The organism is Variovorax sp. Soil_C_17 (assembly GCF_057657265.1).
Genome location: NZ_JBDGIT010000004.1, coordinates 69,847 through 95,754, shown reverse-complemented (window position 1 = coordinate 95,754; position 25,908 = coordinate 69,847). Strand labels below are relative to the sequence as shown.

Sequence of the window (25,908 nt, the reverse complement as noted above, 5' to 3'; positions counted from 1 at the left end):
CGCGATCATTTTCGAAGGCGGCGAGCGCCGCCACTTCGCCGACACCGCCACTCCAGTTCGCGCACCCGGGTCGGGGTGGCTGGGGCTGTCGCAAGAGCGGCGGGGGATTGCATATAGCAGAACAATGTTCGTAAAATAGAACGTAGTTCACTGTAGGCGATGACCCGGGCATCCCACCAACCGGGTTTACCCGAATCGTCGCCGCGACCGATTTCCACCACCCGGAGACCCATTCGATGAGCAGCGAAGACGAAAAGAGCCCCAACTACCAACGAGGCGTGAATCTCGTGCGTGAGATGCTCGGGGAGGCCTTTCTCGGCGGCATGCTTTCGGCGGCGAAGTCGGGAGGCTTTGCCGCGGACGCTGCGACGATCGCGCTCGAATCGGCGTTCGGCGCCGTCTGGTCGCGCCCGGGGCTCGCGCGCAAGGAGCGCAGCCTCGTCACCATCGGCATCCTCGTCGGCATGGGCAAGCCCAATGAGCTGAAGAACCATGTCCGCGCGGCGCTGAACAACGGCCTGACCGTGACCGAGCTGCAGGAGGCGCTGATCCAGGCGATTCCGTACTGCGGCTTCCCTTGCGTGGCCGAGGCGTTGGAAGCGACGGTGGCGGTGCTGCGCGAGCGCGGGCTGGTCGGGGACAACGTGCAGACGGCGAAGGATCGCGGGATGCTCTAGGGGCGCGCCGAGCCGCGCGATCGCGCCACTCGGGTCATGTCGGTCTTATGACGCCTCCTCCCCGATGACCTGGCACTGCGCGGTGGCCTGCGCGATGCGCTGACCCTGGCTCCAGATATAGCAGTTGGCGAACACGACGCGGCGCCCGGCGCGCACGACATCGACCTGCGCTTCCACCCATGCGCCGGGCGGCGCATTGCCGATCAGGTTGACGCACAGTTGGGTCGTCAGCATCTTCGGTCTCGGCTCCCGCGCATGCTTGGCGGCCCAGACGATCGCGGTGTCGGCCAGCATGCAAATCATGCCGCCATGCATCATCGCGCCGCGGTTGCGGTGCTTCTCCTCGACCCGCAGGCCGACGATGTGCATGGCGTCGCGCCGCGACGCGTACAAGGGCCCGACCAGCTCGTGGAAGGGGCCGAAGACCGGCATCAGCTCGAAGCCGGGCGGGATGTCGGTCAGCGCAGCATTCATCGATTGCCGAAGCGCGGCGCACGCTTCTCGAAGTAGGCCTTGCGCTTCTCCGCCGCGTCCTCCGTGGCCTGGGCCTGGAATACCGCGCGCGACTCGATCTCGCAGGCCGCCTCCAGGCTCGCGACGCCCTGGTTCAGCCACAACGATTGCTTGGTGAGCCAGACGCCGAGCGGCACGTTGGCACAGATCGCCTCTGCGAGCGCGCGCGCCTCAGCCAGCAGGTGCTCGTCCGGTACGACGCGCAGGGCCAGGCCGACGCGCGCGGCCTCGTCGGCCAGGACCGGCCGCGCCGTCAGCAGGATCTCGGCGGCGCGTTGGGTGCCGACCGCGCGCGGCAGCATCCAGCTCATGCCAAGCTCGTGGCCGGTGCCGGCGTTGTGGATCGAGTTGACGAACTTGGCCGACGCTCCGGCCAGGCACAGGTCGGCTGCGAGCGCGAACGCGAAGCCGATGCCCGCGGCCGCACCGTTCACTGCGGCGATCACCGGCTGCGGCAACTGGCGCATCAACAGCGGGATCTGCGCGATGCGCGTGATCGAGTGCTTCGCCGCATAGGGTTTGCCAAGCGCCGAGTCGACCCACGGCGCCGGCCCGGGCGAACGCAGATCGTGGCCCGCGCAGAACGCACGCCCGGCCCCGGTGACGATCAGCACGCGCGTGCCGGCGTCGTGCCGCAGCGCCTCGAGCCGCGCGATCAGCGCCTCGTACATCGGGAAATCAAAGGCGTTCAGCGCATCGGGACGGTTGAGCGTCAGCGTGGCAATTCCGTCTTCGGAGCGTTCGTAGAGGAGGTCGGTCATGGCGCGATGGGCTTGTCTCGGTCGTTCTAATTCTAGTACGATGTTCAATTAAATGAAGTCACGCCGCAGCGACGGCCATGTTTCAGGAGACGTTTCATGCCCGAGCGCGATCCCTCGTTCGATGCGCCGATCCGGCCGGTGCGGCTCGGTTCGACAGCCTGCGAGGTCGCGCACGATGCGGACGGCAACGTTCGCATGCGCCTCAACGAGCCGCTGCAGCGCTATCCGCGCCGGTACACCGACCGGCTGGTCCAGTGGGCTCTCGAACGGCCGGCGCAGGTGTTCCTCGCCCGCCGCCCGCCGGACGGGCCAAAGACCGGGGTCTGGGAAACCCTGACCTTCGCCGACACCTTGCACAAGGTCAGGGCAATCGGCCAGTCCCTGCTGGACCGCGGACTCGGTGCCGGTCGGCCGGTGATGATCCTGTCGGAGAACGATTTCGACAACCAGTTGCTGGCGCTGGCCTGCACGCACGTCGGCGTTCCGTACGTGCCGGTCACGCCGGCATACTCGCTGCTGTCGCAGGACCATGCGAAGCTGAAGTTCCTGAATGAGCGTGTGCGCCCGGCCCTGGTCTTTGCGTCCAGCGCCGCGGCCTATGGGCGCGCCGCGCGCGCGGCCTTCCCGGAGGCGGAGTTCGTGGCCGGCGATGCCGGCCACGGTGCCACACCGTTCTCTGTGCTGCAGGGCGCCGCGCCGGGCAACGCGGTCGACACGGCCTACGACGCCATCCGGCCCGAGCAGGTGGCCAAGGTGTTGTTCACCTCGGGCACCACCGGCGAGCCCAAGGGCGTGATGCTGACGCACCGCATGCTCTGCAGCAACCGCCAGCAGGTCGTGCAGGCAATGCCCTTCCTGCTCGACGCCCCGCCGGTGCTGGTCGACTGGCTGCCATGGCACCACACCTTCGGCGGCACCAACAACCTCGGCATCGCGCTGTACTGCGGCGGCTCCTACTACCTGGACCCCGGCAAGCCGATGGCGGAGGCGGTGCAGCCCAGCGTCGACGCGCTGCGCGAGGTGTCGCCGACGATCTACTACAACACGCCGGGCGGCCTGGCCGCGCTGCTGCCGCACCTGCGCGACGACGCACTGCTGCGCGAGCGCTTTTACGCCCGCCTGCAACTGCTTTACTACGGCGGCGCCGTGCTGCCCACGCACACCTGGGCCGGCCTCGACGAGGTGGCGCTGAAGCACTGCGGCGAGCGGGTGCTGATCGTCTCGGGCATCGGCTCCACCGAATGCGGCCCGGTGCCGCTGACGACGAGCCGGGACCCGCGCCGCGAGGCGATCGTCGGGCTGCCGGTGGCCGGCGTCGAGCTGAAGCTGGCGCCGGTGAACGACAAGCTCGAGCTGCGCGTGCGGGGCGATTGCGTGACGCCCGGCTACTGGAACGATCCCGAGCGCAGCACTGCCGCCTTCGACGACGAAGGCTACTTCTGCCTCGGCGACGCGGCGAGCTTCGTCGACCCCGCGCATCCGGAGCAGGGGCTGCGATTCGACGGCCGAATCGCCGAGAACTTCAAGCTCTCCAGCGGCACCTGGGTCCATGCGGGGCCGCTGCGCAGCACGGCGCTGGCGGCGTTCTCGCCGCTGGTGCTGGACCTCGTGGTCGCCGGCAGCGGCGAGAACCATGTCGGCGCGCTGGTTTTCCCCGATCTTGCGGCCTGCCGTGCGTTCGACCCGGCGCTCGCAGCCGGTGCGCCCGCGAGCGAGGTCGTCGCCAGCCCGCGCGTGCAGGCCGCCTTTCAGCAGCGGCTGGATGCGCTGGCCGCCGGCGCCACCGGCAGCTCGAACCGTGTGGTGCGCATCGTCGTCGAGACCGAGACGGCCACGCTGGACAGCGGAGAGATGACCGCCAAGGGCACCCTCAGCCCGGTCGTGGTGCTGCGCCGTCGCGCCGCCGCCGTCGCCGAGCTGTTCGCGAACCCGCAGCCTGCGCGCGTGCTCTGCGCCTCCGGCGAGGCATTGACAGCCCCTTCGACGACGTTAAACTAAGCGAACATTGTTCATATAGTTGATCAACCAGGAACAACACTGTCCATGCGCTTCGAGTTTTCCCCCGAGGACGAGGCCTTCAGGCTGGAGGTTCGCACCTTCTTTCGCGACCACCTGCCGGCGCCGATGGCTCGCCGTTTCTACATCGGCGCCCACCCGCCCTCGCGCGACGACGTGCGGGCGTTCCAGAAGCTGATGCACGGCCGTGGCTGGGGCGCCCCGCACTGGCCGCTTGAGTGGGGCGGCACCGGCTGGAGCCCGCTGCGCAAGCACCTGTTCATGCAGGAGCTCTACGACGCCGACGGGCTCGACTACAGCTGGCAGGGGCTGCACATGGTCGCGCCGGTGATGCTCGCGTTCGCCTCCGAGGCGCAGAAGCAGCGCTTCCTGCCGCCGATGCTGGCCGGCGAGGAGTTCTGGACGCAGGGCTTTTCCGAGCCCAACGCCGGCTCGGATCTGGCGAGCCTGAAGACGCGGGCCGAGCGCTTCGGCGACGAGTACGTCGTCAACGGCCAGAAGATCTGGACCAGCGATGCCTCGATGGCCGAGTGGGGCTTCTTCCTGGTGCGCACCGATTCGGACGTGAAGCCGCAGCGCGGCATTTCCTTCCTCCTGATCCGGATGGACACGCCCGGCCTGACGGTGCGGCCGATCGTATCGATCGAAGGCGGCCTGGGGCTCAACGAGGTGTTCCTCGACAACGTGCGGGTGCCCTGCGAGAACCTGGTCGGCGAGCCCGGCATGGGCTGGACCTATGCCAAGTACCTGCTCGGCAAGGAGCGCACCGCCAGCGCCTTCCTCTACTTCAACAAGCGCGAGCTCGAGAAGGCGAGCGAGATCGCCACCGTCCAGCGCGTGAACGGCCAGCGCCTGATCGATCGCCCGGAGTTCGCTCGCAAGCTCGCGCGCATCGAGGTCGACCTGCTCGCGCTCGAATATTCGGTGCTTCGCGTGCTGTCGCAGGAGAAGAACCGCCACGATCTCGATGCGGTGGTGTCGGCGCTCAAGTTGCGCGGCTCGGTGATGCAGCAGCGCGTTACCGAGCTGCAGGTCGAAGCGCTGGGCCTGCATGCACTGCGCCAGTGGGGGCACGACGAGGGCGAGGCGATCGGCGGCGACGAGGCGCTGCGCTGGCCGCCCCAGGTGCCCGGCCGCACCGCCCAGGCGCTGATCGCGCGCGCGTCGACGATCTACGGCGGTTCGCAGGAGATCCAGAAGAACATCATCGCCAAGCTGGCCTTCGGGCTCTAGGCAGCGAGGCAGGAACGCAGACATGGACTTCAACCTGAGCGAAGAGCAGCAGATGCTGCGCGATGCCGCGAGCCGCTACGTGCGCGAGCAATACGGCTTCGAGGCGCGGCGTCGCCTGCAGGCGGCCCGCGATGCATCGACGCCGCACTGGGCGCAGTACGCCGAGATGGGCTGGCTGGGCCTCGGCATCCCGGAAGACTTCGGGGGCCTGGGCTGCAGCTTCGTCGAGACGGCGCTGATCGCCGAGGAGCTCGGCCGCGCGCTGGCGCTCGAACCTTATATCGGTTGCGCGGTGCTGGCGGCCCGGCTGGTCGAGACCGCCGACGCGCCGGGATTTGCCGCGCAACGGCGCGGCGAGCTGCTCGAAGCCATTGCCGGCGGGGCGCTGCAGATCGCGCTCGCGCACAGCGAGCCGGCCGGCCGCTACGAGCTGGATGCGGCGTCGACCCTCGCGCGCGCGGAGGGCGAAGGCTTCGTGATCGAGGGGACCAAGCTGATGATTCCGGGCGCGCAGGGGGCCGATCTTTTCATCGTCTCGGCGCACGTCGCGGGCGAGGGGCTCGCGCTGTTCCTGGTCGACAAGGGCGCGGCCAGGCTGCACGGCTACCCGCTGATCGACGGCACGCTGGCCGCCGACGTGGAGCTGCGCTCGGTGTACGTGGCCGCCGGCGCGCGGCTCACGGCACCCGGCAGCGGGCTCGCGAAACTCGAGGAGGCACTCGACCGCGCCGCGCTCGCGCAGGTGGCCGAGGCGCTGGGCTGCATGGAAGCGGTGCTGGAGACGAGCAGCGAATACCTGAAGACGCGCCAGCAGTTCGGCCAGCCGATCGGCCGCTTCCAGGCGCTGCAGCACCGCATCTCGGAGATGTTCGTGGAGGTGCAGGAGACGCGATCGATCCTGTACCGCGGCATCGCCAGCCTGGACGGCGCAGTGGCGCTGCGCCGGCAGGCGGTCTCGGCCGCGAAGGTGCTGCTGGCATCGTCGGCCCGCTTCGTCGGCGGGCAGGGCATCCAGCTGCATGGCGGCATCGGGCTGACCGACGAGTATCCGATCGGCCACTACTACAAGCGGCTGCTGGCGCTCGCGACGCTGTACGGCGACGGCGAATGGCACCTCGGCCGCTTCGTCGAGGCACAACGGGAGACCGCAGCATGAATCTCGACCACTACCGCAGCCTCGCGCTGCGACGCGACGGACGCGTGCTCCACGTGAGCTTCAACCGCCCGGAGGCGCTCAACGCCTTCGACACGGCGATGCACGATGAGCTGGAGCGCCTGATCGGCGAGCTGCCGCGCGACGACGCGACGCATGTCGTCGTGCTGACCGGCGCCGGCAAGGCCTTCAGCGCAGGCGGCGATGTCGAGCAAATGCAGCGCCTGGTCGAGCACCCGTCGCTGATGGTGCCGGATGCGACGATGGCCAAGCGCCTGGTGATGGGCCTGCTCGACGTGCCGCAGCCGGTGATCGCCAAGGTGAACGGCGCGGCCATGGGGCTGGGCGCGACGCTGGCCCTGTTCTGCGACGTCATCTTTGCGGCGAACCACGCGAAGATCGCCGATCCGCACGTCAAGGTCGGCTTCGTCGCCGGCGATGGTGGCGCGGTCATCTGGCCGCAGCTCATCGGCTATGCGCGCGCCAAGCAGTATCTGTTGACCGGCGATGCGATCACCGGCGCGGAGGCGGCTGCGATCGGCCTGGTCAACTTCGCCCTGCCGGCCGAGGAGCTCGATGCCGCCGTCGACGCCTGGGCCCAGCGCATGGCCGGCGGCGCGCGCCGCGCGATCCAGTGGACCAAGGCCACGATCAACGTCGGGCTCAAGCAGATCGCCGCCTCGGTGATGGACGCCGGGATGGCCTACGAGCTGCTGTCGAACCAGACGCGCGACCATGCCGAGGCCGTCGCGGCCTTTCGCGCCAAGCGCACGCCCGATTTCAGCGGCGACTGAACACCAACACGCAAGGAGCAATCGGATGGGGATGGTTCAAGACAAGGTCGTGGTCGTGACGGGCGCCGGTGCCGGCATTGGACGCGACTTCGCGAAAGCGTTCGCCGCGAACGGCGCGAAGGTGGTGGTCAACGACCTCGCGCGCGACAAGGAGACCGGCCAGTCGCTGGCCGAATCGGTGGTCGCCGAGATCAGGGAGGCGGGCGGGCAGGCGGTAGCCGCGGTGGAGAGCGTGGCCGAATGGGATTCGGCGCACAAGATCGTGCAGGCCGCGCTCGACAGCTTCGGCCGCATCGACTGCATCGTCAACAACGCAGGCATCGTGCGCGACCGCTTCATCTTCAACATGAGCCGCGAGGAGTGGCAGGCCGTCGTCGACGTGCACCTGAACGGCTCCTTCTACATGACGCGCGCCGTGGCGCCGCATTTCAAGAGCCAGGAGAGCGGCAGCTACGTGCACATGACCTCGACCTCGGGGCTCATCGGCAACCTCGGCCAGGGCAACTACTCGGCGGCCAAGATGGGCATCGTGGGGCTGTCGAAGTCGATCGCGCTCGACATGGCCCGCTTCAAGGTGCGTTCCAACTGCATCGCGCCCTGGGCCTGGACGGCGATGACGGCCGGCATTCCCGCCGGCACGCCGGAAGAGAAGGCACGTGTCGAGAAGCTCAAGAAGATGGAAAGCGCCAAGATCGCACCGCTGGCGGTATACCTGGCCAGCGACCGCGCCGACAAGGTGTCGGGTCAGATCTTCGGCGTGCGCGCCAACGAGATCTATTTCTTCAGCCAGATCCGCATGATGCGCTCGATGCACCGCGGCGATGGCTGGACGCCCGAGATGATCGCCGACGAAGCGATGCCGGCCTTCGAGGCCAGCTTCTTCGACAACGTGCCCTCGATGAAGCTGACGCCCTGGGATCCGGTGTGAAGAAGGCCCGGGGGCATGCAATGCTGCCGGGCTCGGGTAGCATTGCGAGCCTGACGGGCCCGACCGAACTGAGCGGCCCTTCCGGCCCGCATGGGGATGCAATGGTCACCAAGAAAATCGTCGAAGACAACAACCACGGCCTTCCCGCAGAGCGCGACGTCACCGGGCCACGCTCGCTCACGCGCCTGCTCGGCCTGTTCGACGTGCTGTCGATGGCGCCGGACGGCATGTCGCTGGCTGAGCTCAATGTCACGCTCGAGTCCCCCAAAAGCAGCCTGCTGAACCTGCTGCGCCCGCTCGTTGCAGAGGGCTACCTGATCCACAGCGCCGGCCAGTACCGGCTGGGGCCCTCGATCTTCCGGCTCGCCGCGAGCGTGATGTCGGCCTGGAACTTCCCCAGGATGATCCGGCCGTTCATGGAGGAGCTCTGCCAGCGCACCGGCGAAACGGTGCTCCTGGGGGTGCTCAACCGCGACGCCGAGGTGCTGACCTACGTCGAGATCATCGACAGCCCGCACCCGGTGCGCTACCAGATCCCGGTGGGCACCACGCGGCCGCTCTATGCCAGTTCCGCCGGCCGGCTGCTGCTCGCCTACACCGAGAAGCGCTGGCGCGAGGCCTACCTGTCGTCGGTGCAGTTCAAGGTCAGGACGGCGATTCCGGTGACCCGCGCATCGCTCTCCCGCGAGCTCGACAGGATTCGTGCCGAGGGCGTGTCCGTAGCGGTCGACAACTACATGGTCGGCCTGGCGGCCGTGGCTGCGCCGGTGTTCGACGGCGACGGCAACTGCGTCGCATCGCTCAACATCGCGGGCCCGTCGGATCGCTTCCGCAACGAGCTCGACCAGCTGAAGGCCGTCGTCAAGGAAGTCGCTGCGAAGGCTTCCGGCGTGGTGGCCGGCATCGAGGCGCGCGCCGCCTAGACCAAACCGCCGCCCGCCGCCACCCGCCGAAGGTGGTGCGCGGTGTCGCCGAACAGCATCTCGATCACCGACAGCCGCCGGAAGTAGTGCCCCGCCTGGCACTCCTCGGTCATGCCGATGCCGCCGTGCAGCTGGATCGCCTGCTGTCCGACGAAGCGCGCGCTCTTGTTGATCTGCACCTTGGCGGCGGAAATCGCGCGGCTGCGCTCGGCGGCGTCGGGTTCGCTGCACATCATCGCTGCGTAGAAGGCCATGCTGCGCGCCTGCTCGACGGCGACGAGCATGTCCACCGCCCGGTGCTGCAGCGCCTGAAAGCTGCCGATCGCGACGCCGAACTGCTTGCGCATGGTCAGGTACTCGACGGTGATCTCGAGCAGGCGCTCCATCGCGCCGACCGCTTCGGCGCACAGCGCCGCCGTGGCAGTGTCGACGGCGCCTTCGATCAGCGGCAGCGCGGCGCCTTCGGGGCCGAGCAAGGCGTCTGGCTCCAGTTGCACCGCATCGAAGCGGAAGTCGGCGGCGCGCTGGTGGTCCTGCGTGCGGTAACCACGGCGCGTGACGCCGCCCGCGCCCGGGTCGAGGAGAAACAGCGACACGCCATCGCGGTCGCGCGCATCGCCGTGCGTGCGGGCCGAGACGATCAGCAGGTCTGCGCTGTCGCCGGCGAGCACGAAGCGCTTCCTGCCCGAGAGCCGCCAGCCCGCGCCGTCGCGCTCGGCACGCGTCGTGACGTCGGCCAGGTCGTCACGCGATTGCGATTCGGCGTAGGCAAAGGCCAGCGTGCGCTCCCCGGCGATGATCGCGCCCACCTGCGCATCGCGCTGCGCCGGCGAGGCGGCCAGGCGCAGCAGGGCGCCGGACAGCACCACCGCTGGCAAGTAGGGCTCGAGTGCGAGTGCACGGCCGAAGGCCTGCATCACGATCAGCGTCTCGACGGGGCCGCCGCCAAGGCCGCCGTCGCCCTCGGCGAAGGGCAGGCCGAGCAGTCCCATCTCGGCATGGCGCGACCACAGCGCGCGGCTGTAGCCGCCGGGCTCGTCGCGGCTGGCCAGGCGTTGTTCGAAGCCGCAGCGCTCGGCCAGAAGCCGCTGCAGGCTGTCCTGCAGCATGCGCTGCTCGTCGGTGAGGTCGAAGTCCATGGTGGGGGGTCAGAGTCCGAGCACGGTCTTGGCGAGGATGTTGCGCTGGATCTCGTTCGAGCCACCGACGATCGACACGTGCCGCGCCCAGTAGTGGTTGGGGGCGATCGTCAGCGCCCAATCGTCGGCATCGTCATGGGCGTCCGGCCGGCCGGCGAGGAAGCCCGAATCGAACTCCAGTGCGTGCAGACCGGCTACCTCCAGCAGCAGCTCGGCCGCCGCCTGCTGCAGCTGCGAGCCCTTCATCTTCAGGATCGAGGACTTGGGGTCAGGCTTGCCGTTGGAGTGCTTGGCTGTTTCGGAGATCAGCCGCATCTGGGTGATTTCAAGGGCCTTCAATTCGATCTCGAGCTCGGCGATGCGCTCCCGCAAGCGTGCGTCCTCGATCAGCGGCCGGCCGCCTTGCATCACCTTTGCGGCGAGCTGTCTGGCGCGGCGCACCCGGAACTTGGAGACGCCCACGCGCGCGATGCCGCTGCGCTCATGGCCCAGCAGGTACTTTGCATAGTCCCAGCCCTTGTTCTCGTCGCCCACGCGCATCGCCACCGGGATGCGCACGTTGTCGAGGAACATCTCGTTGGTCTCGTGGTGTCCGTCGATCGTCACGATCGGCCGCACCGAGACGCCGGGCGAGCGCATGTCCATCAGCAGGTAGCTGATGCCCTGCTGCTTCTTGGCTGCCGGATCGGTGCGCACGAGCAGGAAACACCAGTCCGCATGGTGCGCGGTCGAGGTCCACAGCTTCTGGCCATTGACGACGTAGTGGTCGCCATCGAGTACGGCGCTGGTGCGCAGCGCCGCCAGGTCCGAACCGGCACCCGGCTCCGAGAAGCCCTGGCAGAACCAATCCTCCATGCGCGCGATGCGGGGCAGGAAATGGCGCTTCTGCTCGTCGGTGCCGAAGGCGATCAGCGTCGGCCCGATCATGTTCATGTTGAACGAGATCGGCTCCGGCGCCGGGGCCAGGGCGAGCTCTTCCTTGAAGATGTATTGCCTGACCGGGTCCCAGCCGGTGCCGCCCCATTCGGGCGCCCACGAGGGCGTGGCCCAGCCGCGCTCGTGCAGGATGCGCACCCAGCGCTTCATCTCGTCCTTGCCGATGCGCTGGCCGAGCTCGCACTTGCGGCGCAGCTCGGGCGGCAATGCCGTCGCGAAGAAGGCGCGCACCTCGTCGCGGAAGGCCAGTTCTTCGTCGGTGTAGCGCAGGTCCATGGTGTGTCTAGTCGATGACGCCGTCGCGCCGCAGTGCCGCGATCTTGTCCGGGGACAACCAGGCCGACAAGGTTTGGTCGGTGTTCTCGGGCGTGACCGGCTGCGGCGGCGTCGGGGTGGCGGGCGTGCTGTGAGAGAAGCGCGGCGCCGGTGCGGATTGGACGATGCCGTCGATCTCGACCAGGCTGCCGCGCGCCTTCAGGTGCGGGTGCCGCGCGGCCTCGGCAAAGCTCAGCACCGGCGAGACGCAGGCGTCGGTCTGCTCCAGGCGCGCCGCCCAGTCGTCGCGCGTGCGCGTCCTGAAGGTGGCGGCGAGCAGCGCCTTGGCCGGCTTCCAGTGCTCGCGCGACATCTGCGGGCCGAGCGCGTCGGCGTCGATCTCCAGCCGGGCGAGCAGTTCGGCGAAGAACTTCTCCTCGATCGGCCCGACGGCGATCCAGCGGCCGTCGGCGCACTCGTAGCAGTCGTAGAAATGCGAGCCGCTGTCCGTCAGGTTGCCGCCGCGGGCTTCGTGCCAGATGCCGCCGGCGACCATGCCGTGGAAGGTCGTCGCCAGGTGCAAGGCGCCGTCGACGACCGCCGCGTCGACCACCTGGCCCTGGCCGGTGCGGCGCGCCTCGAGGGTCGCGGCGAGCAGGCCAACCGCCATGTACAGCGATCCGCCCGCATAGTCGCCGAGCAGGTTCAGCGGGATCGATGGCGGCTGGCCTTCGCGTCCGATCGCCTCCAGGATGCCGGTGATGGCGAGATAGTTGATGTCGTGCCCGGCCACCTGCGCCAGGGGGCCGCTCTGGCCCCATCCGGTCAGGCGCCCGTAGACCAGGCGCGGATTGCGCGCGAGGCAGACATCGGGCCCCAGGCCCAGGCGTTCGGTGACCCCGGGGCGGAAACCCTCGATCAGCGCATCGGCCTGCTCGACCAGCCCGAGCACCGCTTCCACCGCGGCCGCTTCCTTCAGGTCGAGCGCGACCACACCGCGGTTGCGCAGCAGCGTGTTGAACTTCAGCGGCCGCTCAATGCCGAGCTTGACGGGCTGCTTGCGGTCCACGCGGATCACGGTCGCGCCCAGGTCGGCGAGCAGCATCGCGCACATCGGCCCCGGGCCGATACCGGCCAGCTCGACGATCTTCAGATCGGCCAGCGGTCCCGTCATGGGCCGGCCTTCCCGAGAATGCTGTTGGCGATGATGTTGCGCTGGATCTGGTTCGTGCCCTCGATGATCTGCACCACCTTGGCATCGCGGAAGTAGCGGTTGATCGGGTACTCGGCCGACACACCGGCGGCGCCGAAGAGCTGCACCGCATCGGTGGCGACTTTCATCGCCACGTCGGAGGCGACGCATTTGGCCATCGCCGCCATCGGCGCCAGCGCCCGGCCCGTCACGCCGGCGTCGACCATGGCGGCCGTGCGATAGACCAATTGGCGCGCCGCTTCGGTCTGCATCACCATGTCGGCAAGCATCCAGCGCACGCCCTGGAAGTCGCTGATCGACTGGCCGAAGGCGCGGCGCTCCCGGATGTACGCGACGGCGTGGTCGATTGCGCCCTGCGCGATGCCGATGGCACGCGCCGCGACGATCGGCCGGCTGGTGTTGAGCGCCTCCATGGCGACCTTGAAGCCTTCGCCACCCTCGGGTCCGAGGCGGCTTTCCAGCGAGAGCTTCGCCTCGTCAAAAAACAGCGGGCACGAGGGCACGCCGCGAGCACCCATCTTGTCTTCCTTGCGGCCCACCGTCAGGCCGGGCGTGCCGCGATCGACGACGAACAGGTTGATGCCGAGCGGCTGGCCGGCTTCGTCCTGTGTCTTCGCGGCGACGAGGATGAAGTCGGCAATGTCGGCGTTGGTGCACCAGATCTTCGCGCCGTTGAGCACGTAGCCGCCGGCCGTGCGGCGCGCGGTGGTCTTGATGCCGGAGACGTCGGAACCGCTCTGCGGCTCGGTCAGCGACAAGGCGCCGCGCAGCTCGCCGCTCGCCAGGCCCGGCAGCAGGCGCTCCTTCTGCGCCTCGGTGCCGCCGGCCAGGATGGCGCCGAAGGGTGTCCACTGCACGACCAGCAGGTAGCCGGTGTTGTAGCAGACGCGCCCGAACTCCTCGACCGCGACGCAGGCCGACAGCGTGCTGCCCGTGCCGCCGTATTCGGCGGGGAAGGGCAGCGCAAACAGGCCCAGGCCCTTGAGCAACTCGAACATGTCGTGCGGGTACTCGGCCGTGCGGTCGATCTCGTCGGCGCGCGGCGCCACCTTGTCGCGCGCCACGCGCCGGATCAGATCCTGGATGGCCTTCTGCTCATCGCTCAGTTCGTAGCTCGGAGAGGACACGTTTGGGTCTAATATATGAACACAGTGCGATATTGTGAACGATCCGCAAGAGGCCGTCAAGAAGCATTTCGGATGGAAACGACGGGCTAGGGTGTGTACTAATATCAGAACGACGATCAATAATTAGAATGCACAGCTGTATGTGAAGGAGACCCTCATGGAAGCGATGAGCCGTGAAGAGAAGCGCGAGATCACCAAGACCCGACTGCGCAGTTCCGCCACCCAAGCGTTCGCTGGCCAGGGCGTGCGGGCCGCTTCGGTGGACGGCATCAGCCAGGCCGCGGGCCTGAGCCGCGGCGCCTTCTATGCAAACTACAGCACCAAGGAGGACATGCTGCTCGAGCTGATGAGCGAGTGGCTCGAACGCCAGGCGAGCGAGTGGAGCAAGGTGGTTGCGGAGGCGGCGGATGCGCAAGCGGTGCTGCAGGGCTTCCTGGCGCGCTTCCAGCGGTCCCGCCAGGACGGGAGCGGCGGCCTGCTCTGGGTCGAACTGACGCTCCATGCCGAGCGCAATCCGAAATTCGCAGCCCACTACCAGGCCTTCATCGCGGCCCATCACCGGCACGTCGCGCTCGTTTTCGCGGCCCTGTTCGAGAAGGCAGGCAAGGCGCTGCCGGCCGCGCCCGAAGCGCTCGCCGCGGCCGCCCTGTCTTTCGGTACCTCGCTGGCGCTGCAGAGCGCTCACGGCACGCAGCGCGGCAATCCCGCCTACGCCGGCGACATGTTCCTGCTCTACCTGCGCGGGCTGCTGGCGGTCGCCGGACCGGCGCGCGCAGCCCGCCCAACCGGCCCAGCAGGCCGGCCAGGCCGCACTTCGCTCAAGAGGTCCATCACATGAGTCATTCCGTTGCCGACCGAATCCCGCCGCATGTGCCCGCTGAACGGGTGCACACCTTCGACCTCTACAACGTCGAGGTCACGGGCGGCGACTATCACGCCGCGCTGAAGCGCCTTCACGATCCGGGCATCCCCGACATCTTCTGGACGCCGAAGAACGGCGGACACTGGGTGGCGACGCGTGGGGAGGACATCTACGAGATCTTCAAGGACGCGGAGCGCTTCACCTCGCAGAAGCTGGTGGTGCCTGCCGAGCGCAACACGCACCGGATGCCGCCGATCTTTCTCGATCCGCCGGAGCACACGAAGTACCGCTCGCTGCTGTCGCCGCTGCTGTCGCCGAAGGCGGTCTCGGCCCTGGCAGGGCGGGCGCGGGAGCAGGCGATCGAGCTGATCGAGGGCTTCCGTCCGCGCGGCCGTTGCGAGTTCGTCAGCGAATTCGCGCAGCACCTGCCGATCGGCATCTTCATGCGCATGGTCGACCTGCCGGTCGACGACCGCGAGAAGCTGCTGGCCTGGGCTGACCAGCAGGTGCGCCCCAGCAGCGAAGCCGAGCGTGAGCAGAGCTACATGAACATCTTCGGCTATGCCGCGCAGAAGGTGAAGGAGCGGCGCGCGAACCCCGGGCCCGACGCGATCAGTCAACTGACCAAGGCGCAGGTGGACGGACGTCCGATCACCGACGAGGAGGTGATCCCGATGGTGGCCCTGGTGCTGATCGGCGGCCTGGACACGGTGGCTTCGGCGATGGGTTTCGCGGCGCGCTTCCTGGCCATGAGCCCGGCGCACCGACAGGAGCTGATCGAGCATCCTGATCGCATCCCGGCGGCGGTGGAGGAATTGCTGCGCCGCTTTCCGGTCGTCAACCAGGGCCGCATGGTGCGCGAGGACATGAACTACAAGGGCGTGGAGATGAAGGCCGGCGAGATGGTCGTGATGCCCACGACGTTGCATGGCGTGGACGATCGCCAGTTCGACGATCCGATGGCGGTGAACTTCCAGCGCCGCACGCCAATCCATTCGACCTTCGGCAATGGCGCGCACCGTTGCCCGGGCTCGCTGCTGGCGCGCACCGAGATCAAGATCTTTCTCGAGGAATGGCTCAAGCGCATTCCCGACTTCCAGATCGAGCCCGGCAAGGAATGCGGCGTGCGTGCCGGCGTCAACGCCACGCTGTTCGAGCTGCCGCTGGCGTGGGAGGTGCGTGCGCCATGAACACCCAAGTATGGCAGTGCTTCTTCTGCGCGCACTTCTACGACGAGGCCCTGGGCGACCCGGACCAAGGCATCGCGCCCGGCACCGCCTGGGCCGATGTGCCGGAGGACTGGTGCTGCCCGGAATGCGGCGCGACGAAGAGCGACTTCGCGCTGATGGAGGCATGAAGCGTTCCGTGACCACGCGCGGGACCCCACACACAATCCGGGAGATCGGTGATGGCCATGTTCTGCGAAACGCTGCCGCGCGCCCTGCGCGCCCTGTTCGTGGTCGCTGCGACGCTCGGGTTCTCCGCGGCAGCGCGGGCACAGGATTACCCTCGGGCCAGGCCGATCCACCTGGTGGTGCCCTTTCCTGCGGGCGGCGCGACGGACGTGCTCGGCCGGCTGGTGGGACAGGAACTCGGCAGGGTGCTGGGCCAGGCCGTGATCATCGAGAACAAGGCGGGAGCGGCCGGCTCGATCGGGACCGACCAGGTCGTGAAGTCGGCGCCCGACGGCTACACCATCTGCTTCTGCACCACGGGCCCGCAGGTGATACTGCCGCACCTGACGAAGCAGTCCTTCGATCCGCGCAAGCACCTGCTGCCCGTGGTCCACGTTCACAACGTGCCCAACGTGCTGGTGGCGCGCACCACGCTCGCGGCCGATTCGCTGCCCGAGCTGGTGCAACTGGCGCGGAGCAAGCCGGGCGCCCTCGGCTACGCAACCACCGGGCTGGGCGGTCCGCAGCACCTGGCGGGCGAGCACTTGCAGAAGCTGGCGGGCATTCGCCTCAATCATGTGCCCTACAAGGGCGAGAACCCGGCGTTCAACGACCTCATGGCGGGTCACGTCGACCTGGCCTTCGGCTCGATCGGGGTGGCCGAGCCGCTGATCCGCGCCGGCAAGATCAAGCCGATCGCCGTGACCGGCAAGGGCCGCTCGCCCTTGCTGGCGGATGTGCCGACCGTGGCCGAGCAGGGCTACCCGGACTACGAGGCGTACACCTTCGTCGGGCTCAACGTGCCGGCGGGCACGCCCGCGCCGGTCATCGACACGCTGAACCGGGCAACCAACGAGGTGCTGGCCGACGCCCGAGTCCGCGAAAAGATGCTCGCGATGGCGGTGGAGCGTGTCGGGGGCACGTCGAAGGCCTATGCCGCATTCCTGGCCGCCGAGTACGAGAAGATGGGGCGCCTCATCCAGGAGGGCCGGATCGTCCTGAAGGAATGAAGACGGCCTGCGGGCGAGACCTACCTGGTTACCTGCGATCTGGCTGGGCAGCACCGACGATGCCCGAAGCCCGTGCAGCCACTTCCTTGACTGTCGTCCTGAGCAAGTCCATGTCCTTGCGGAATCGATCTGCGGGGCCGGCGACGGTGAGCGATGCGATGCACTCGCCATTGCCGTCGAATACGGGCGCAATGACGGACCCGACCCCGGCGATCGGAGTATCGATGGCACTGCACACGCCTTCGGTCCGGATCTTGGCCATCTCGCGCGTGATCGAGGCCCTCGCGATCCCGGCCGGCATCTTGAGCTTGAACTGCACCGAGGCCATGTACGGGTCCCTGAAGCCCTTGTCGGCATAGGCGAGCAGCAGCCAGCCGGTCGGGCTCGCATAGAGCGGCCGAACCGTACCGACCGGGACCTGAAGGCGAACCGGATGAGGGCTGTTGACGAGCTCGACAAAGGCCACGGCCTCGGCCTCCTTGTTGAGCACGCCGAGCAGCACGGTCTCGCCGGTGCGCTCGACGAGTTCTTCCATGAAGGGCCGGATCATCTTCGGGAAGTTCCAGGCGGACATCACGCTGGCCGAGAGACGGATGATCGAGGGGCCGATGCGGTAGCTGCCGTCGGCGTGGATCAGGTAGCCTTCGGCCACCAGGGGCCGCAGCAGATTAAGCAGGCTGCTTTTCGGCGATGCCAGGGTTGCGCTCAACTCGGCGAGCGACATCCCGTCTTGCGTCAGCGACAACACGTCGAACAATCCCAGCAGGCGCGTCAGGGAACGCGGGCCGGTGTTATCGCGTTCAGGACCTTCCGCGGCCAGCGGCGCCGAGCTCGCTTTTCTCGTCATTCGAATCCTTCGCCCTTGGAGGGCTGCTGAAGCGGCATTTTATCTTCGTGGATTCGTCAGTCCGCATGGCTGCTTGCGACTCGTGGGCGATTCCGGGTGTCTTGATGCGCTCGAAGATCATGAAGCATGATGGGTCGGTCGGGTTCACCTCTCCGCAGGATGAAGCCGCATGCACGGATGTTCCTGCAGTGCGGCGGCCTGGACATTGCGCAGGATGTTCATGGCCCGGCACAACTCGGGGGCAGCGCGTCATGCGTTGGCCGTGCGTGCCGCGAAACGCCGATCAAACACCTCGTACAGACCCATTCCAACCAGCATGGCCGCGACGAAGATCAGTGCCTTCTGCTCGCCCATGCCGAGCGCCACGAGCGCGGGACCGGGGCAGAAGCCGGCAATGCCCCAGCCGACCCCGAAGAGCAGGCTTCCCCCCACCAGCCGGCGGTCGAGCCGAGTGGCCGTCGGCATGCGCATCTCCAGTCCGAGCAGCGACAACGTGCGCTTTCGCGCGAAAGTGAAGGCGAAAGCGCCTACCAGGATGGCACCTCCCATCACGAAGGCGAGTGAGGGATCCCACGCACCGCCAAGGTCAAGGAAACCCAGCACCTTGGCCGGATCGGCCATGCCGGAGACGATCAGGCCGACGCCGAAGACGGCGCCGGCGAGCAGTGCAAAAAATGTTGCCATGGAGACTCCTCAAACGCCAATCAGATGGCGAGCGATGTAAACAGTGATGAATCCGGCCAGCATGAAGGCGGCGGTGGCGACGAGCGAGCGCGGTGAAAGGCGCGAGATGCCGCAGACGCCGTGCCCGCTGGTGCAGCCGGAGCCGAAGCGGGTGCCGACCCCGACCAGGAGCCCGGCCGCGATGAGGCCTGCGTAGCCCGCGTCGATCTGCGGCCGCGGCAGCTCGGTGAAGATTGCATACAGAAGCGGCGCACCGATCAGGCCAAGGATGAATGCAGCGCGCCAGGAGATGTCGCCCCGCACAGGTCTCAGCAATCCGCCGAGCACACCGCTGATGCCGGCAATGCGGCCATTCAGCAGCACGAACATCGCTGCCGCGATCCCGATGATGAGGCCTCCCGCAAGCGATGCCCATGGGGTGAAGGAATTCCAGTCGATCGTCATGGCGTTACTCCTTGGGACAGTACAGGCGGTACAGGACCACCAGGATTTCCAGCACCGCCGGATCCGCGACGCTGTAGTAGATGTTCTTGCCGTCGCGGCGCGTGGCCACCACTTGCTGATTTCGCAGCACGCCAAGCTGCTGCGACAAGGTGGGCTGGTGGATGCCGAGTTGCTCCTCGAGCTCGCCGACGCTGAATTCACCTTGCGACAACTGGCACAGCAGCAACAGCCGCTCCGGGTTGGCCAGCAGCTTCAGCGCGCCGACGGCCTCATCTGCTGCCTGTCTCAGCCGCTCGGGGTCAATCACGAAATCACGTGTCTTCATGCGTCCTCATCGTTTGATCACTTGACATTAATATATCACGTCATAGAATATTATTCAACATATTGAAGGAGAGTCGCAATGACGGCACGCACCACCACCCAGGCTTTCTTCGATCCGTCGACCTGGACGGTTTCCTACGTGGTCTCGGACAACGCCACTCGCCATGCCGCGGTGATCGACCCAGTGCTCGACTACGACTTCAAGTCGGGCCACACCGACACCAAGGCGGCGGACAAGGTCGTCGCCTACCTCAGGGAAAAGGAGCTGAAGACCGAGTGGATCCTGGAGACGCATGCCCATGCCGACCACCTTTCGGCGGCGCGCTACCTGCAGGAGCGCGTCGGCGGCCGCGTCGCAATAGGCGAGAACATCCGGGCGGTGCAAGCCACCTTCAAGAAGCTCTTCAACCTGGAGCGCACCTTCCTGCCCGACGGCAGCCAGTTCGACCACCTGTTCAAGGACGGCGAGACCTTTCGCATCGGGGAGGTGGAGGCCAAGGCCATGCTCGTGCCGGGCCACACGCCGGCCGACATGGCCTACCTGATCGATGACGACGTGTTCGTGGGCGACACCCTGTTCATGCCGGACGTTGGCACCGCGCGCGCCGACTTCCCGGGTGGCGATGCGGCCACGCTGTACCGATCCATCCGTCGCCTGCTGGCGCTGCCGCCCCAAACGCGGATGCACGTCTGTCACGACTACCCGCCCGAGGGGCGGGACGCGGAGTGGGACACGACCGTCGCCGAGCAGCGTGCGAAGAACATCCATGTGCGCGACGGCATCACCGAGGAAGGCTTCGTGGCCATGCGCAAAGCCCGTGATGCCACGCTTGAAGTTCCGACGCTGATCCTGCCGTCGATTCAGGTGAACGTTCGCGCTGGCCAGATGCCCCCGGCAGACGACAACGGCATCGCCTACCTGCGGATCCCGATCAACGCGCTGCCCACGGGTGGGGCCGGGAACGCAGCCAAAGCGAAGGACTGAGGCGCCGGCGCGCCTACAGGTCGCGCTTGCGCCGCCAAGCTTCGGATGGACAACATGACTACCTTTTCAATTGTTCGAATCGTCGATGCTCTGTGGGTGGCGTCCCAGCTGCGGCCTGAGTACATGCGCACACTCGCAGCAGCCGGATTCCGAAGCGTCATCGACAACCGTCCTGACTTCGAAGGCGGCGCCAACCAGCCCACCAGCACGCAACTGGAGGCGGCGGCGCGGGCCGCGGGCCCGGATTGCCGTCACATGCCGGCTCCTTCCGCAGGCCACGCTTGGGGTCAGGCCCTCAGCATGGCAAGCACCGTCGATGCGCTCCCCCACCCGGTCCTGGCGTTCTGCCGCAAGGGTCGCCGGTCCACTGCGCTGTACCGCGGCAAGGGCGCGGCATGAAAGCAGGGTGGTCGCCCTCCTGGGTCGCTGCGTACGATCGCAGCAAGGCGGTCCAGGACGCCGTGGCCGGCATTGTCGTCACCATCCTCCTGGTGCCGCAAAGCCTTGCCTACGCGATGCTTGCAGGGCTGCCGCCGCACGTGGGGATGTACGCGAGCATCTTGCCGCTGGTCGCCTATGCGTTGCTCGGGTCCAGCATGACGCTGTCGGTGGGTCCGGTGGCGGTTGCCTCGTTGATGACAGCAGCCGCGGTGGCTCCTCTTGCCGCGGCGGGCAGTGCCGAATACGTGCTGCTATCGATGCTGTTGGCGCTCATCGGCGGTGTGGTGCTGTTGCTGCTTGGACTGTTTCGGATGGGATTTGTGGCGAACCTCCTGAGTCACCCGGTCGTCTCCGGATTCGTGACGGGTTCCGCCGTGCTGATCGCCATCGGCCAGCTAAAACCCCTGCTGGGTGTTCCTGCCAGCGGACAAACGGCATTCGAGCTGCTGCTTTCGCTGTTGTCGCGTGCGGGGCAACTGCACCTGCCCACCACCATTCTGGGCGTCTCGTGCGTGCTGGCGCTGTGGGCATCCCGGCGCTTTCTCGCCCAAGGGTTGCGTCGCACGGGACTGGGAGCGAAGAGCGCTGAGGTTGTCGCGAAGCTGGCGCCGATGGCGGTGGTGCTGCTGGCGATCACGGCCGTGGCGGTCTTCGCGCTGGACACGCGCGCCGGGGTTGCGGTGGTGGGCGAGATCCCCCCAGGCCTGCCAAGCCTCGCCGTGACCATGCCGACGTTCGCCCAAGTGCAGGCCCTCGCCGTCCCTGCGGTGATGATCGCGCTGATCGGCTTCGTCGAGAGTGTGTCAGTCGCGCAATCGCTCGCGATCAAGCGGGGCGAGCGAATCGACCCCGACGCGGAACTGCGGGGCCTGGGCGCGGCGAACCTGGCGAGCGCTTTCTCCGGCGGGTTCCCCGTCACCGGTGGCTTTGCGCGCAGTGTCGTGAACTTCGCAGCAGGCGCTCGCACTCCGATTGCCGGCGTGACCGCGGCCGCTCTGATGGCCGTCGTCCTCCTCGGGCTCACCGGCGTGTTTGAACGGCTGCCGCTTGCGGTGCTCGCCGCCACCATCATCGTCGCGGTCGTCGGTCTCGTCGACATCGCCACCTTCCGCCATGCCTGGCATTACGACCGGGCGGATGCCGTCGCCTGGCTGGTGACCGCCCTCGGCGTGCTGGGCCTTGGTGTGGAAGCGGGCGTCGGCCTGGGTGTGGCAATGTCGATCGGCACGTTCCTCTGGCGTGCCAGCCGGCCGCACATGGCGGTGGTGGGCCGCGTCGGCGACAGCGAGCACTTTCGCAACGAGCGCCGCTTCTCCGTCAGGACCTACCCTGGACTGCTGCTCCTGCGCGTGGACGAGAGCCTCTTCTTCGCCAACATTCCGGCGGTGCTCCAGCGGATCGAGGAAGAGATCGGTCGACGAGGCGATGTCCACCACCTGGTGCTGGACCTGTCCTCCGCGAGCCACATCGATCTCACCGCCGTCGAGACGCTCCAACGCCTGCACGTCGACCTGCGAGAGCGCGGCATCGAGATGCACCTTGCGGAGGTGCGGGGGCCAGTCATGGACAGGCTGAAGGGGACCGGCCTTCCAGACCACCTTGCCCACGAGCCGTTCCTCAGCTTGCATGAAGCGACTTGCCTGCTCGCGCCGGCAGCCTCCTCACCAGCCGGACCTCTCCCTGTCCCCATCCCTGCTCGGAGCAACGCATGATCTTTCGACAGCTTTTCGAACCCGTCTCCAGCACCTATACCTGCGTGCTCGGCTGCCATGAAGGAAAGCAGTCGCGATGCTAGGCATCGACGCGTGCTTCGCAGTTGATCGGGATCAAGTGGTGTGCCGAGCTCTGCACGGTGGAGCCGCCGCGACGCCTGGGTGTTTCGCAGCACCGATCGAACCCATAATGTCTGCTTGGTAGCCGGACTTCGCCGGCTTCCTGCATGACCTCAGCTTGTCGATGGAACTTGTGAACAGCCTATCCCGACGCCGTTTCATCTGCGCCCTGGGGGCGTCTGCGTTCGCCGTGGGATCGCTCGAGGCGAAGACCGGCGTCGCAGCGCCGCGCGCCCTGCGTTTCGACAACCTGCATACGGGCGAGAAGCTCACCGTCGAATATTTTCATGGGCAGCGCTACGACCCTGGCGCGCTCGCCGCGATCAACCATGTGCTGCGCGATTTCCGCACGGGTGATGTCGGCGAGATCGCCCCTGAGCTGCTGGATCTGCTGCATGCGCTGGTCACGCTCACCGGGAGCCAACGCGCCGTACAGATCATTTCGGGCTACCGTTCGCCGGCCACGAACGCGACGCTGGTCGAACGCAGCAGCGGCGTGGCCACCGGCAGCCTGCACATGCGCGGTCAGGCGATCGACATCCGCCTTGCCGACGTGGCGCTGCCGGCGCTGCGCAAAGCTGCGCTGGGCATGCGCGCCGGCGGCGTGGGCTATTACCCGGCCTCGAACTTCGTACACGTAGACTGCGGTCGCGTGCGCGCCTGGTAGCTAACGGCGTCCGTCCTCGTATCGGCTTGCGAGCGCCCTTACCAGCCGGGCATCGTGGCCGTAGATGTCTTGCGCGAAGCGCAACGCATGATCCGAGGGCGTCACCATGGCCGTCATGTAGAACATGATCACCGGCAGCGGCCGCGTGAGATCCACGCGCTGCGATGAAGATCCCGCCATGGCCGCATCGATGCGCTCCGGGGTCCACTCGGGCTGATCTCTCAGCACCCAGCGCGCGAGCGCCACCGGCTTCTCGACGCGCACGCAGCCGTGGCTGAAATCGCGTCGCGCGCGGCCGAACAATTGCGTGGCCGGCGTGTCATGCAGGTATATGTTGTGGTCGTTCGGGAAGATGAACTTGACGCGTCCCAGAGAGTTCTTCGGGCCCGGGCGCTGGCGCAGCCGCAACACCCCCTGGCGCAGGAGTGCCAGGTTCTGGGGGCTGCTCGTCTCCGCCGACTGGACGTTGTCGCCGGCGCCACGCACGATCTCCATGCCGTGGCGTTGAAGATAGCCTGGGTCGCGCGCGATGGCTGGCAAGATCTCGTTGCGCACGATGGAGGACGGCACGTTCCAGTACGGCCGGAAGATGATGTAGCGCATCTTCTCCGCAAGCACCGGCGTCCTGGTGTTCAGCGCGCGGCCGACCACAACGTTCATGTCAACCAGGGAGTCTGCGGGTGCTGCCGGATCCCAGGCCCAAAGACGGAACATCGCGATGTTGATGCCGATGAAGGGCTCGCCGCCCAACTCAGGCAGCCAGCGCAGGCGCTCCAGCGCCAATTCGAGCTGGAGGACCCGTTGGCTGAGCGGCACATTCAGGGCAGCCAGGGTCGCGCTTCCGAGTGCGCCGTCGGCCTCCAGGCCATGGCGTTCCTGGAAGCGCCTGACCCCATCGGCCAGCGAGGCGTCGTAGCGCTGGCCCGGAGGCTGCGCCTCGGCACGCAGGTCGCCCAGGGCGACGAGCCGCCGATGCAGCGCGGCGGTGCCGGCATAGATGTCACCTGCCTTCAGCGCCTTGGCTGGTGCGACGGGCGGCAGCAAGCCCGGCGAAGGGTCCGCGGCCAGCGTGCGATAGTGTCCCAGCGCCTCGCGCAGCCTTCCGTACTGGCCCAGCCGTGGGCGCAGGGCAGCCACCGCCTGCGACAGGCGTCCCTCATCTGCCGCAGCGTGCAGCAAGGCTGCAACACCCGCCGTCTTGCGCTCGTGCTGTCCGATGCGAAAGCCGAGCGAACGCGGATCCACGCGTCCCCGGTGCAAATCGTTGAGAAAGCGCAGCATCGCAGTGCCCAGCGCGCGTTCGAAGGCCGGTGCGGATCCCGCTGCCGCCTCTGGCGCGCGGGCGAGTTCCGCGGCCTGAAGGGCGAGCTCACGGGCTTGATAGTCCTGTGCGACCAAGCCATCGGCCGGGGCATCTGCCAGTATCTGCAGGGCATCGCGCGCACTTGCATTCGGCCGCCCAGTGGAGTCCAGCCAGACGGATTCGACTGCGCCGGCTGCGGTTGAAAGGAATAGCAGCAACATTAAGCTCAGCGCCGCCGCCGCTCGGGCCAGTTCGGATCCGGTTGCGTGCAGCGGCTTGAACGGCTTGCGTTCAATCTCCCGTGCCCACGAAACAATCTTGTGGCCCACGAGCTGCAGCACCACCGATCGGATGCAAAGAGGTCTCGATGACCTGGAGGCTGGCACGGCCTTTTGGAACGGCGGGATTGCCCCGATGAGCGCGGTGCCCGCGCCGATACGAAGCACCCGATCGCCGCATCCAAGGTTGTGATTCATCGCGCATGCTCCTGCCGTACTGTGGGCATGCTGCATCGTGCTCCTGGTGGTGGTTTTGGGACTTGCGATCGATCAAGGCGCGACCCGCCTCGCATCGGCGATACCGGTCGATCTCTTGACGGAGATCAAGCCCGCGAGAGCCCATGCTGCCACGCTCTCAGGCAATCCTCGCACGCTGGCGTTGCTGCGCTCGCCGCCCGGCGCGCGCGGCGCTTGACCGATCTGCTCGCGTCCGCGGCACGACGTTCGCCGCTGTACCGTCGGCTACTCAGGTGCCCCGTAACCAATAGCTACGGCGCTTCGGAATTCCTGTCGCTCGCGTCCGAATGTGTCCACGGCCACCTGCACCTGAACAGCGATTGGGTCATTCTCGAGTCGGTAGACGACCAGGGTCGCGAGGTGCCGTCCGGCGAGGCGGGCGTCACCACGTTGCTGGCCAACCTGGCGAACCATGTGCAGCCGCTGATACGCTACGACCTTGGCGACCGGGCGAGGCGGCATGCCGGGGTCTGCTCTTGCGGCTCCCACCTGCCCGTGATTGATGTGCAGGGCCGCTGCGACGACACGCTGAGGCTGGGTCGCCCCCAGGGGCGGTTCGTCAGCGTGCTGCCGTTGGCCTTGAGCACGGTCCTCGAGGACGATGCGGGCCAGTTCGATTTCCAGCTGGTGCAGCAAGGGCCTTGCGAGTTGCTGCTGCGGGTGGAATGCGCAGAAATAGCTGCCTTCGAAGCGGCAAGCCTGAACTCGATTTTCAGAAGACGGCTGGCGGTACCCTGCCGCTTGGAGGCGTGAGGCGCAGCACGCCTTCAGTCGAATGCTTCGCAGTCATGAGGGTCCCGCGCTGAGTGGTAGTGCAGTGAAGCGCGTCAACGGCATTGCGGGACTTCGTGTGCCAGCGCGGCCGGATCGTCATCTGACCACCTGCCAAGCCTCCACGCCGCCCTCCGATTCCACGCGCGGCGTCGCACGCG

Annotated in this window: 27 protein-coding genes; 16 read left to right on the top strand and 11 right to left on the bottom strand. The window is 67.5% G+C overall.

What is annotated here, in order from left to right:
- Positions 1–236 precede the first annotated feature (236 nt).
- Positions 237–677: a carboxymuconolactone decarboxylase family protein gene (locus AC3A6Y_RS20495; RefSeq protein ID WP_487870065.1), complete on the top strand. Its 441-nt coding sequence runs from the start codon at positions 237–239 to the stop codon at positions 675–677.
- A gap of 45 nt (positions 678–722) precedes the next feature.
- Here the strand turns inward: AC3A6Y_RS20495 and AC3A6Y_RS20490 are convergent, their stop codons facing one another.
- Positions 723–1,151: a PaaI family thioesterase gene (locus tag AC3A6Y_RS20490; RefSeq protein ID WP_487870064.1), complete on the bottom strand. Its 429-nt coding sequence runs from the start codon at positions 1,149–1,151 to the stop codon at positions 723–725.
- A complete protein-coding gene (locus AC3A6Y_RS20485; RefSeq protein ID WP_487870063.1) occupies positions 1,148–1,951 on the bottom strand; it encodes an enoyl-CoA hydratase/isomerase family protein in 804 nt (267 codons plus the stop codon). The genes AC3A6Y_RS20490 and AC3A6Y_RS20485 overlap by 4 nt, the downstream gene beginning before the upstream one ends.
- A 96-nt stretch (positions 1,952–2,047) precedes the next feature.
- On the opposite strand from AC3A6Y_RS20485, the gene AC3A6Y_RS20480 reads away from it, so the two are divergent.
- The 6 genes from AC3A6Y_RS20480 to AC3A6Y_RS20455 all read left to right on the top strand — a co-directional run bounded on the left by AC3A6Y_RS20480 (position 2,048) and on the right by AC3A6Y_RS20455 (position 8,998).
- Positions 2,048–3,949 carry a feruloyl-CoA synthase gene (locus tag AC3A6Y_RS20480; RefSeq protein WP_487870062.1) on the top strand — a complete coding sequence of 634 codons (1,902 nt, stop codon included), beginning with the start codon at positions 2,048–2,050 and terminating at the stop codon, positions 3,947–3,949.
- A 45-nt stretch (positions 3,950–3,994) separates the two neighbouring features.
- Positions 3,995–5,200 (top strand): acyl-CoA dehydrogenase family protein, encoded by a 1,206-nt coding sequence (locus AC3A6Y_RS20475; protein WP_487870061.1) that lies wholly within the window; start codon positions 3,995–3,997, stop codon positions 5,198–5,200.
- Positions 5,201–5,222: 22 nt separating this feature from the next.
- A complete protein-coding gene (locus tag AC3A6Y_RS20470; protein WP_487870060.1) occupies positions 5,223–6,356 on the top strand; it encodes an acyl-CoA dehydrogenase family protein in 1,134 nt (377 codons plus the stop codon).
- A complete protein-coding gene (locus tag AC3A6Y_RS20465) occupies positions 6,353–7,147 on the top strand; it encodes an enoyl-CoA hydratase/isomerase family protein (RefSeq protein ID WP_487870059.1) in 795 nt (264 codons plus the stop codon). The genes AC3A6Y_RS20470 and AC3A6Y_RS20465 overlap by 4 nt, the downstream gene beginning before the upstream one ends.
- Positions 7,148–7,172: 25 nt before the next feature.
- Positions 7,173–8,075: an SDR family NAD(P)-dependent oxidoreductase gene (locus AC3A6Y_RS20460; protein ID WP_487870058.1), complete on the top strand. Its 903-nt coding sequence runs from the start codon at positions 7,173–7,175 to the stop codon at positions 8,073–8,075.
- Positions 8,076–8,176: 101 nt separating this feature from the next.
- Entirely contained in the window at positions 8,177–8,998 is an 822-nt protein-coding gene (locus AC3A6Y_RS20455; RefSeq protein ID WP_487870057.1) for an IclR family transcriptional regulator, read from the top strand.
- Here AC3A6Y_RS20455 and AC3A6Y_RS20450 read toward each other — a convergent pair.
- From AC3A6Y_RS20450 to AC3A6Y_RS20435, 4 genes are read right to left on the bottom strand one after another with little or no spacing between them, the layout of a single operon-like run.
- Positions 8,995–10,137, bottom strand: coding sequence for an acyl-CoA dehydrogenase family protein (locus AC3A6Y_RS20450; RefSeq protein ID WP_487870056.1), 1,143 nt, complete (start codon positions 10,135–10,137; stop codon positions 8,995–8,997). The genes AC3A6Y_RS20455 and AC3A6Y_RS20450 overlap by 4 nt on opposite strands.
- Positions 10,138–10,146: 9 nt before the next feature.
- Positions 10,147–11,349, bottom strand: coding sequence for an acyl-CoA dehydrogenase family protein (locus AC3A6Y_RS20445; RefSeq protein ID WP_487870055.1), 1,203 nt, complete (start codon positions 11,347–11,349; stop codon positions 10,147–10,149).
- Between the two features lie 7 nt (positions 11,350–11,356).
- Positions 11,357–12,502, bottom strand: coding sequence for a CaiB/BaiF CoA transferase family protein (locus tag AC3A6Y_RS20440; RefSeq protein WP_487870054.1), 1,146 nt, complete (start codon positions 12,500–12,502; stop codon positions 11,357–11,359).
- Positions 12,499–13,668, bottom strand: a complete 1,170-nt coding sequence (locus AC3A6Y_RS20435; RefSeq protein ID WP_487870053.1) for an acyl-CoA dehydrogenase family protein — start codon at positions 13,666–13,668, stop codon at positions 12,499–12,501. Before AC3A6Y_RS20435 ends, AC3A6Y_RS20440 begins: the two co-directional genes overlap by 4 nt.
- A 157-nt stretch (positions 13,669–13,825) precedes the next feature.
- Between AC3A6Y_RS20435 and AC3A6Y_RS20430 the strand changes: the two genes are divergently transcribed.
- From AC3A6Y_RS20430 to AC3A6Y_RS20415, 4 genes are read left to right on the top strand one after another with little or no spacing between them, the layout of a single operon-like run.
- Positions 13,826–14,506, top strand: coding sequence for a TetR/AcrR family transcriptional regulator (locus tag AC3A6Y_RS20430; RefSeq protein WP_487870052.1), 681 nt, complete (start codon positions 13,826–13,828; stop codon positions 14,504–14,506).
- Positions 14,503–15,720 carry a cytochrome P450 gene (locus tag AC3A6Y_RS20425; RefSeq protein ID WP_487870051.1) on the top strand — a complete coding sequence of 406 codons (1,218 nt, stop codon included), beginning with the start codon at positions 14,503–14,505 and terminating at the stop codon, positions 15,718–15,720. Before AC3A6Y_RS20430 ends, AC3A6Y_RS20425 begins: the two co-directional genes overlap by 4 nt.
- A complete protein-coding gene (locus tag AC3A6Y_RS20420; RefSeq protein ID WP_487870050.1) occupies positions 15,717–15,887 on the top strand; it encodes a rubredoxin in 171 nt (56 codons plus the stop codon). Before AC3A6Y_RS20425 ends, AC3A6Y_RS20420 begins: the two co-directional genes overlap by 4 nt.
- A gap of 51 nt (positions 15,888–15,938) precedes the next feature.
- The gene (locus tag AC3A6Y_RS20415) at positions 15,939–16,934 is read left to right on the top strand and encodes a Bug family tripartite tricarboxylate transporter substrate binding protein (RefSeq protein WP_487870049.1); all 996 of its coding nucleotides are present in this window, start codon (positions 15,939–15,941) and stop codon (positions 16,932–16,934) included.
- 28 nt (positions 16,935–16,962) lie between these two features.
- Here AC3A6Y_RS20415 and AC3A6Y_RS20410 read toward each other — a convergent pair whose 3' ends face one another.
- The 4 genes from AC3A6Y_RS20410 to AC3A6Y_RS20395 all read right to left on the bottom strand — a co-directional run bounded on the left by AC3A6Y_RS20410 (position 16,963) and on the right by AC3A6Y_RS20395 (position 19,234).
- Positions 16,963–17,781, bottom strand: coding sequence for an IclR family transcriptional regulator (locus AC3A6Y_RS20410; protein ID WP_487870048.1), 819 nt, complete (start codon positions 17,779–17,781; stop codon positions 16,963–16,965).
- Between the two features lie 249 nt (positions 17,782–18,030).
- Complete coding sequence (locus tag AC3A6Y_RS20405) at positions 18,031–18,465, bottom strand: DUF6691 family protein (RefSeq protein WP_487870047.1); 435 nt, start codon at positions 18,463–18,465, stop codon at positions 18,031–18,033.
- Between the two features lie 9 nt (positions 18,466–18,474).
- Positions 18,475–18,972, bottom strand: a complete 498-nt coding sequence (locus tag AC3A6Y_RS20400) for a YeeE/YedE family protein (protein WP_487870505.1) — start codon at positions 18,970–18,972, stop codon at positions 18,475–18,477.
- The gene (locus AC3A6Y_RS20395; protein WP_487870046.1) at positions 18,914–19,234 is read right to left on the bottom strand and encodes a metalloregulator ArsR/SmtB family transcription factor; all 321 of its coding nucleotides are present in this window, start codon (positions 19,232–19,234) and stop codon (positions 18,914–18,916) included. The genes AC3A6Y_RS20400 and AC3A6Y_RS20395 overlap by 59 nt, the downstream gene beginning before the upstream one ends.
- Positions 19,235–19,312: 78 nt before the next feature.
- Between AC3A6Y_RS20395 and AC3A6Y_RS20390 the strand changes: the two genes are divergently transcribed.
- From AC3A6Y_RS20390 to mepK, 4 genes are all read left to right on the top strand, one after another.
- Positions 19,313–20,218: an MBL fold metallo-hydrolase gene (locus tag AC3A6Y_RS20390; RefSeq protein WP_487870045.1), complete on the top strand. Its 906-nt coding sequence runs from the start codon at positions 19,313–19,315 to the stop codon at positions 20,216–20,218.
- Positions 20,219–20,272: 54 nt separating this feature from the next.
- On the top strand, positions 20,273–20,617 hold the full coding sequence (locus AC3A6Y_RS20385) for a protein tyrosine phosphatase family protein (protein ID WP_487870044.1): 345 nt from the start codon (positions 20,273–20,275) through the stop codon (positions 20,615–20,617).
- Positions 20,614–22,371 carry a SulP family inorganic anion transporter gene (locus AC3A6Y_RS20380; protein WP_487870043.1) on the top strand — a complete coding sequence of 586 codons (1,758 nt, stop codon included), beginning with the start codon at positions 20,614–20,616 and terminating at the stop codon, positions 22,369–22,371. The genes AC3A6Y_RS20385 and AC3A6Y_RS20380 overlap by 4 nt, the downstream gene beginning before the upstream one ends.
- Positions 22,372–22,615: 244 nt before the next feature.
- On the top strand, positions 22,616–23,158 hold the full coding sequence (gene mepK / locus AC3A6Y_RS20375; RefSeq protein ID WP_487870504.1) for a peptidoglycan L,D-endopeptidase MepK: 543 nt from the start codon (positions 22,616–22,618) through the stop codon (positions 23,156–23,158).
- On the opposite strand, the gene AC3A6Y_RS20370 is transcribed toward mepK, so the two are convergent.
- Positions 23,159–24,937 carry a L,D-transpeptidase family protein gene (locus AC3A6Y_RS20370; RefSeq protein WP_487870042.1) on the bottom strand — a complete coding sequence of 593 codons (1,779 nt, stop codon included), beginning with the start codon at positions 24,935–24,937 and terminating at the stop codon, positions 23,159–23,161.
- Positions 24,938–25,150: 213 nt separating this feature from the next.
- Here AC3A6Y_RS20370 and AC3A6Y_RS20365 point away from each other — a divergent pair, with 213 nt between their 5' ends.
- Entirely contained in the window at positions 25,151–25,729 is a 579-nt protein-coding gene (locus tag AC3A6Y_RS20365) for a phenylacetate--CoA ligase family protein (protein WP_487870041.1), read from the top strand.
- Positions 25,730–25,908 lie beyond the last annotated feature (179 nt).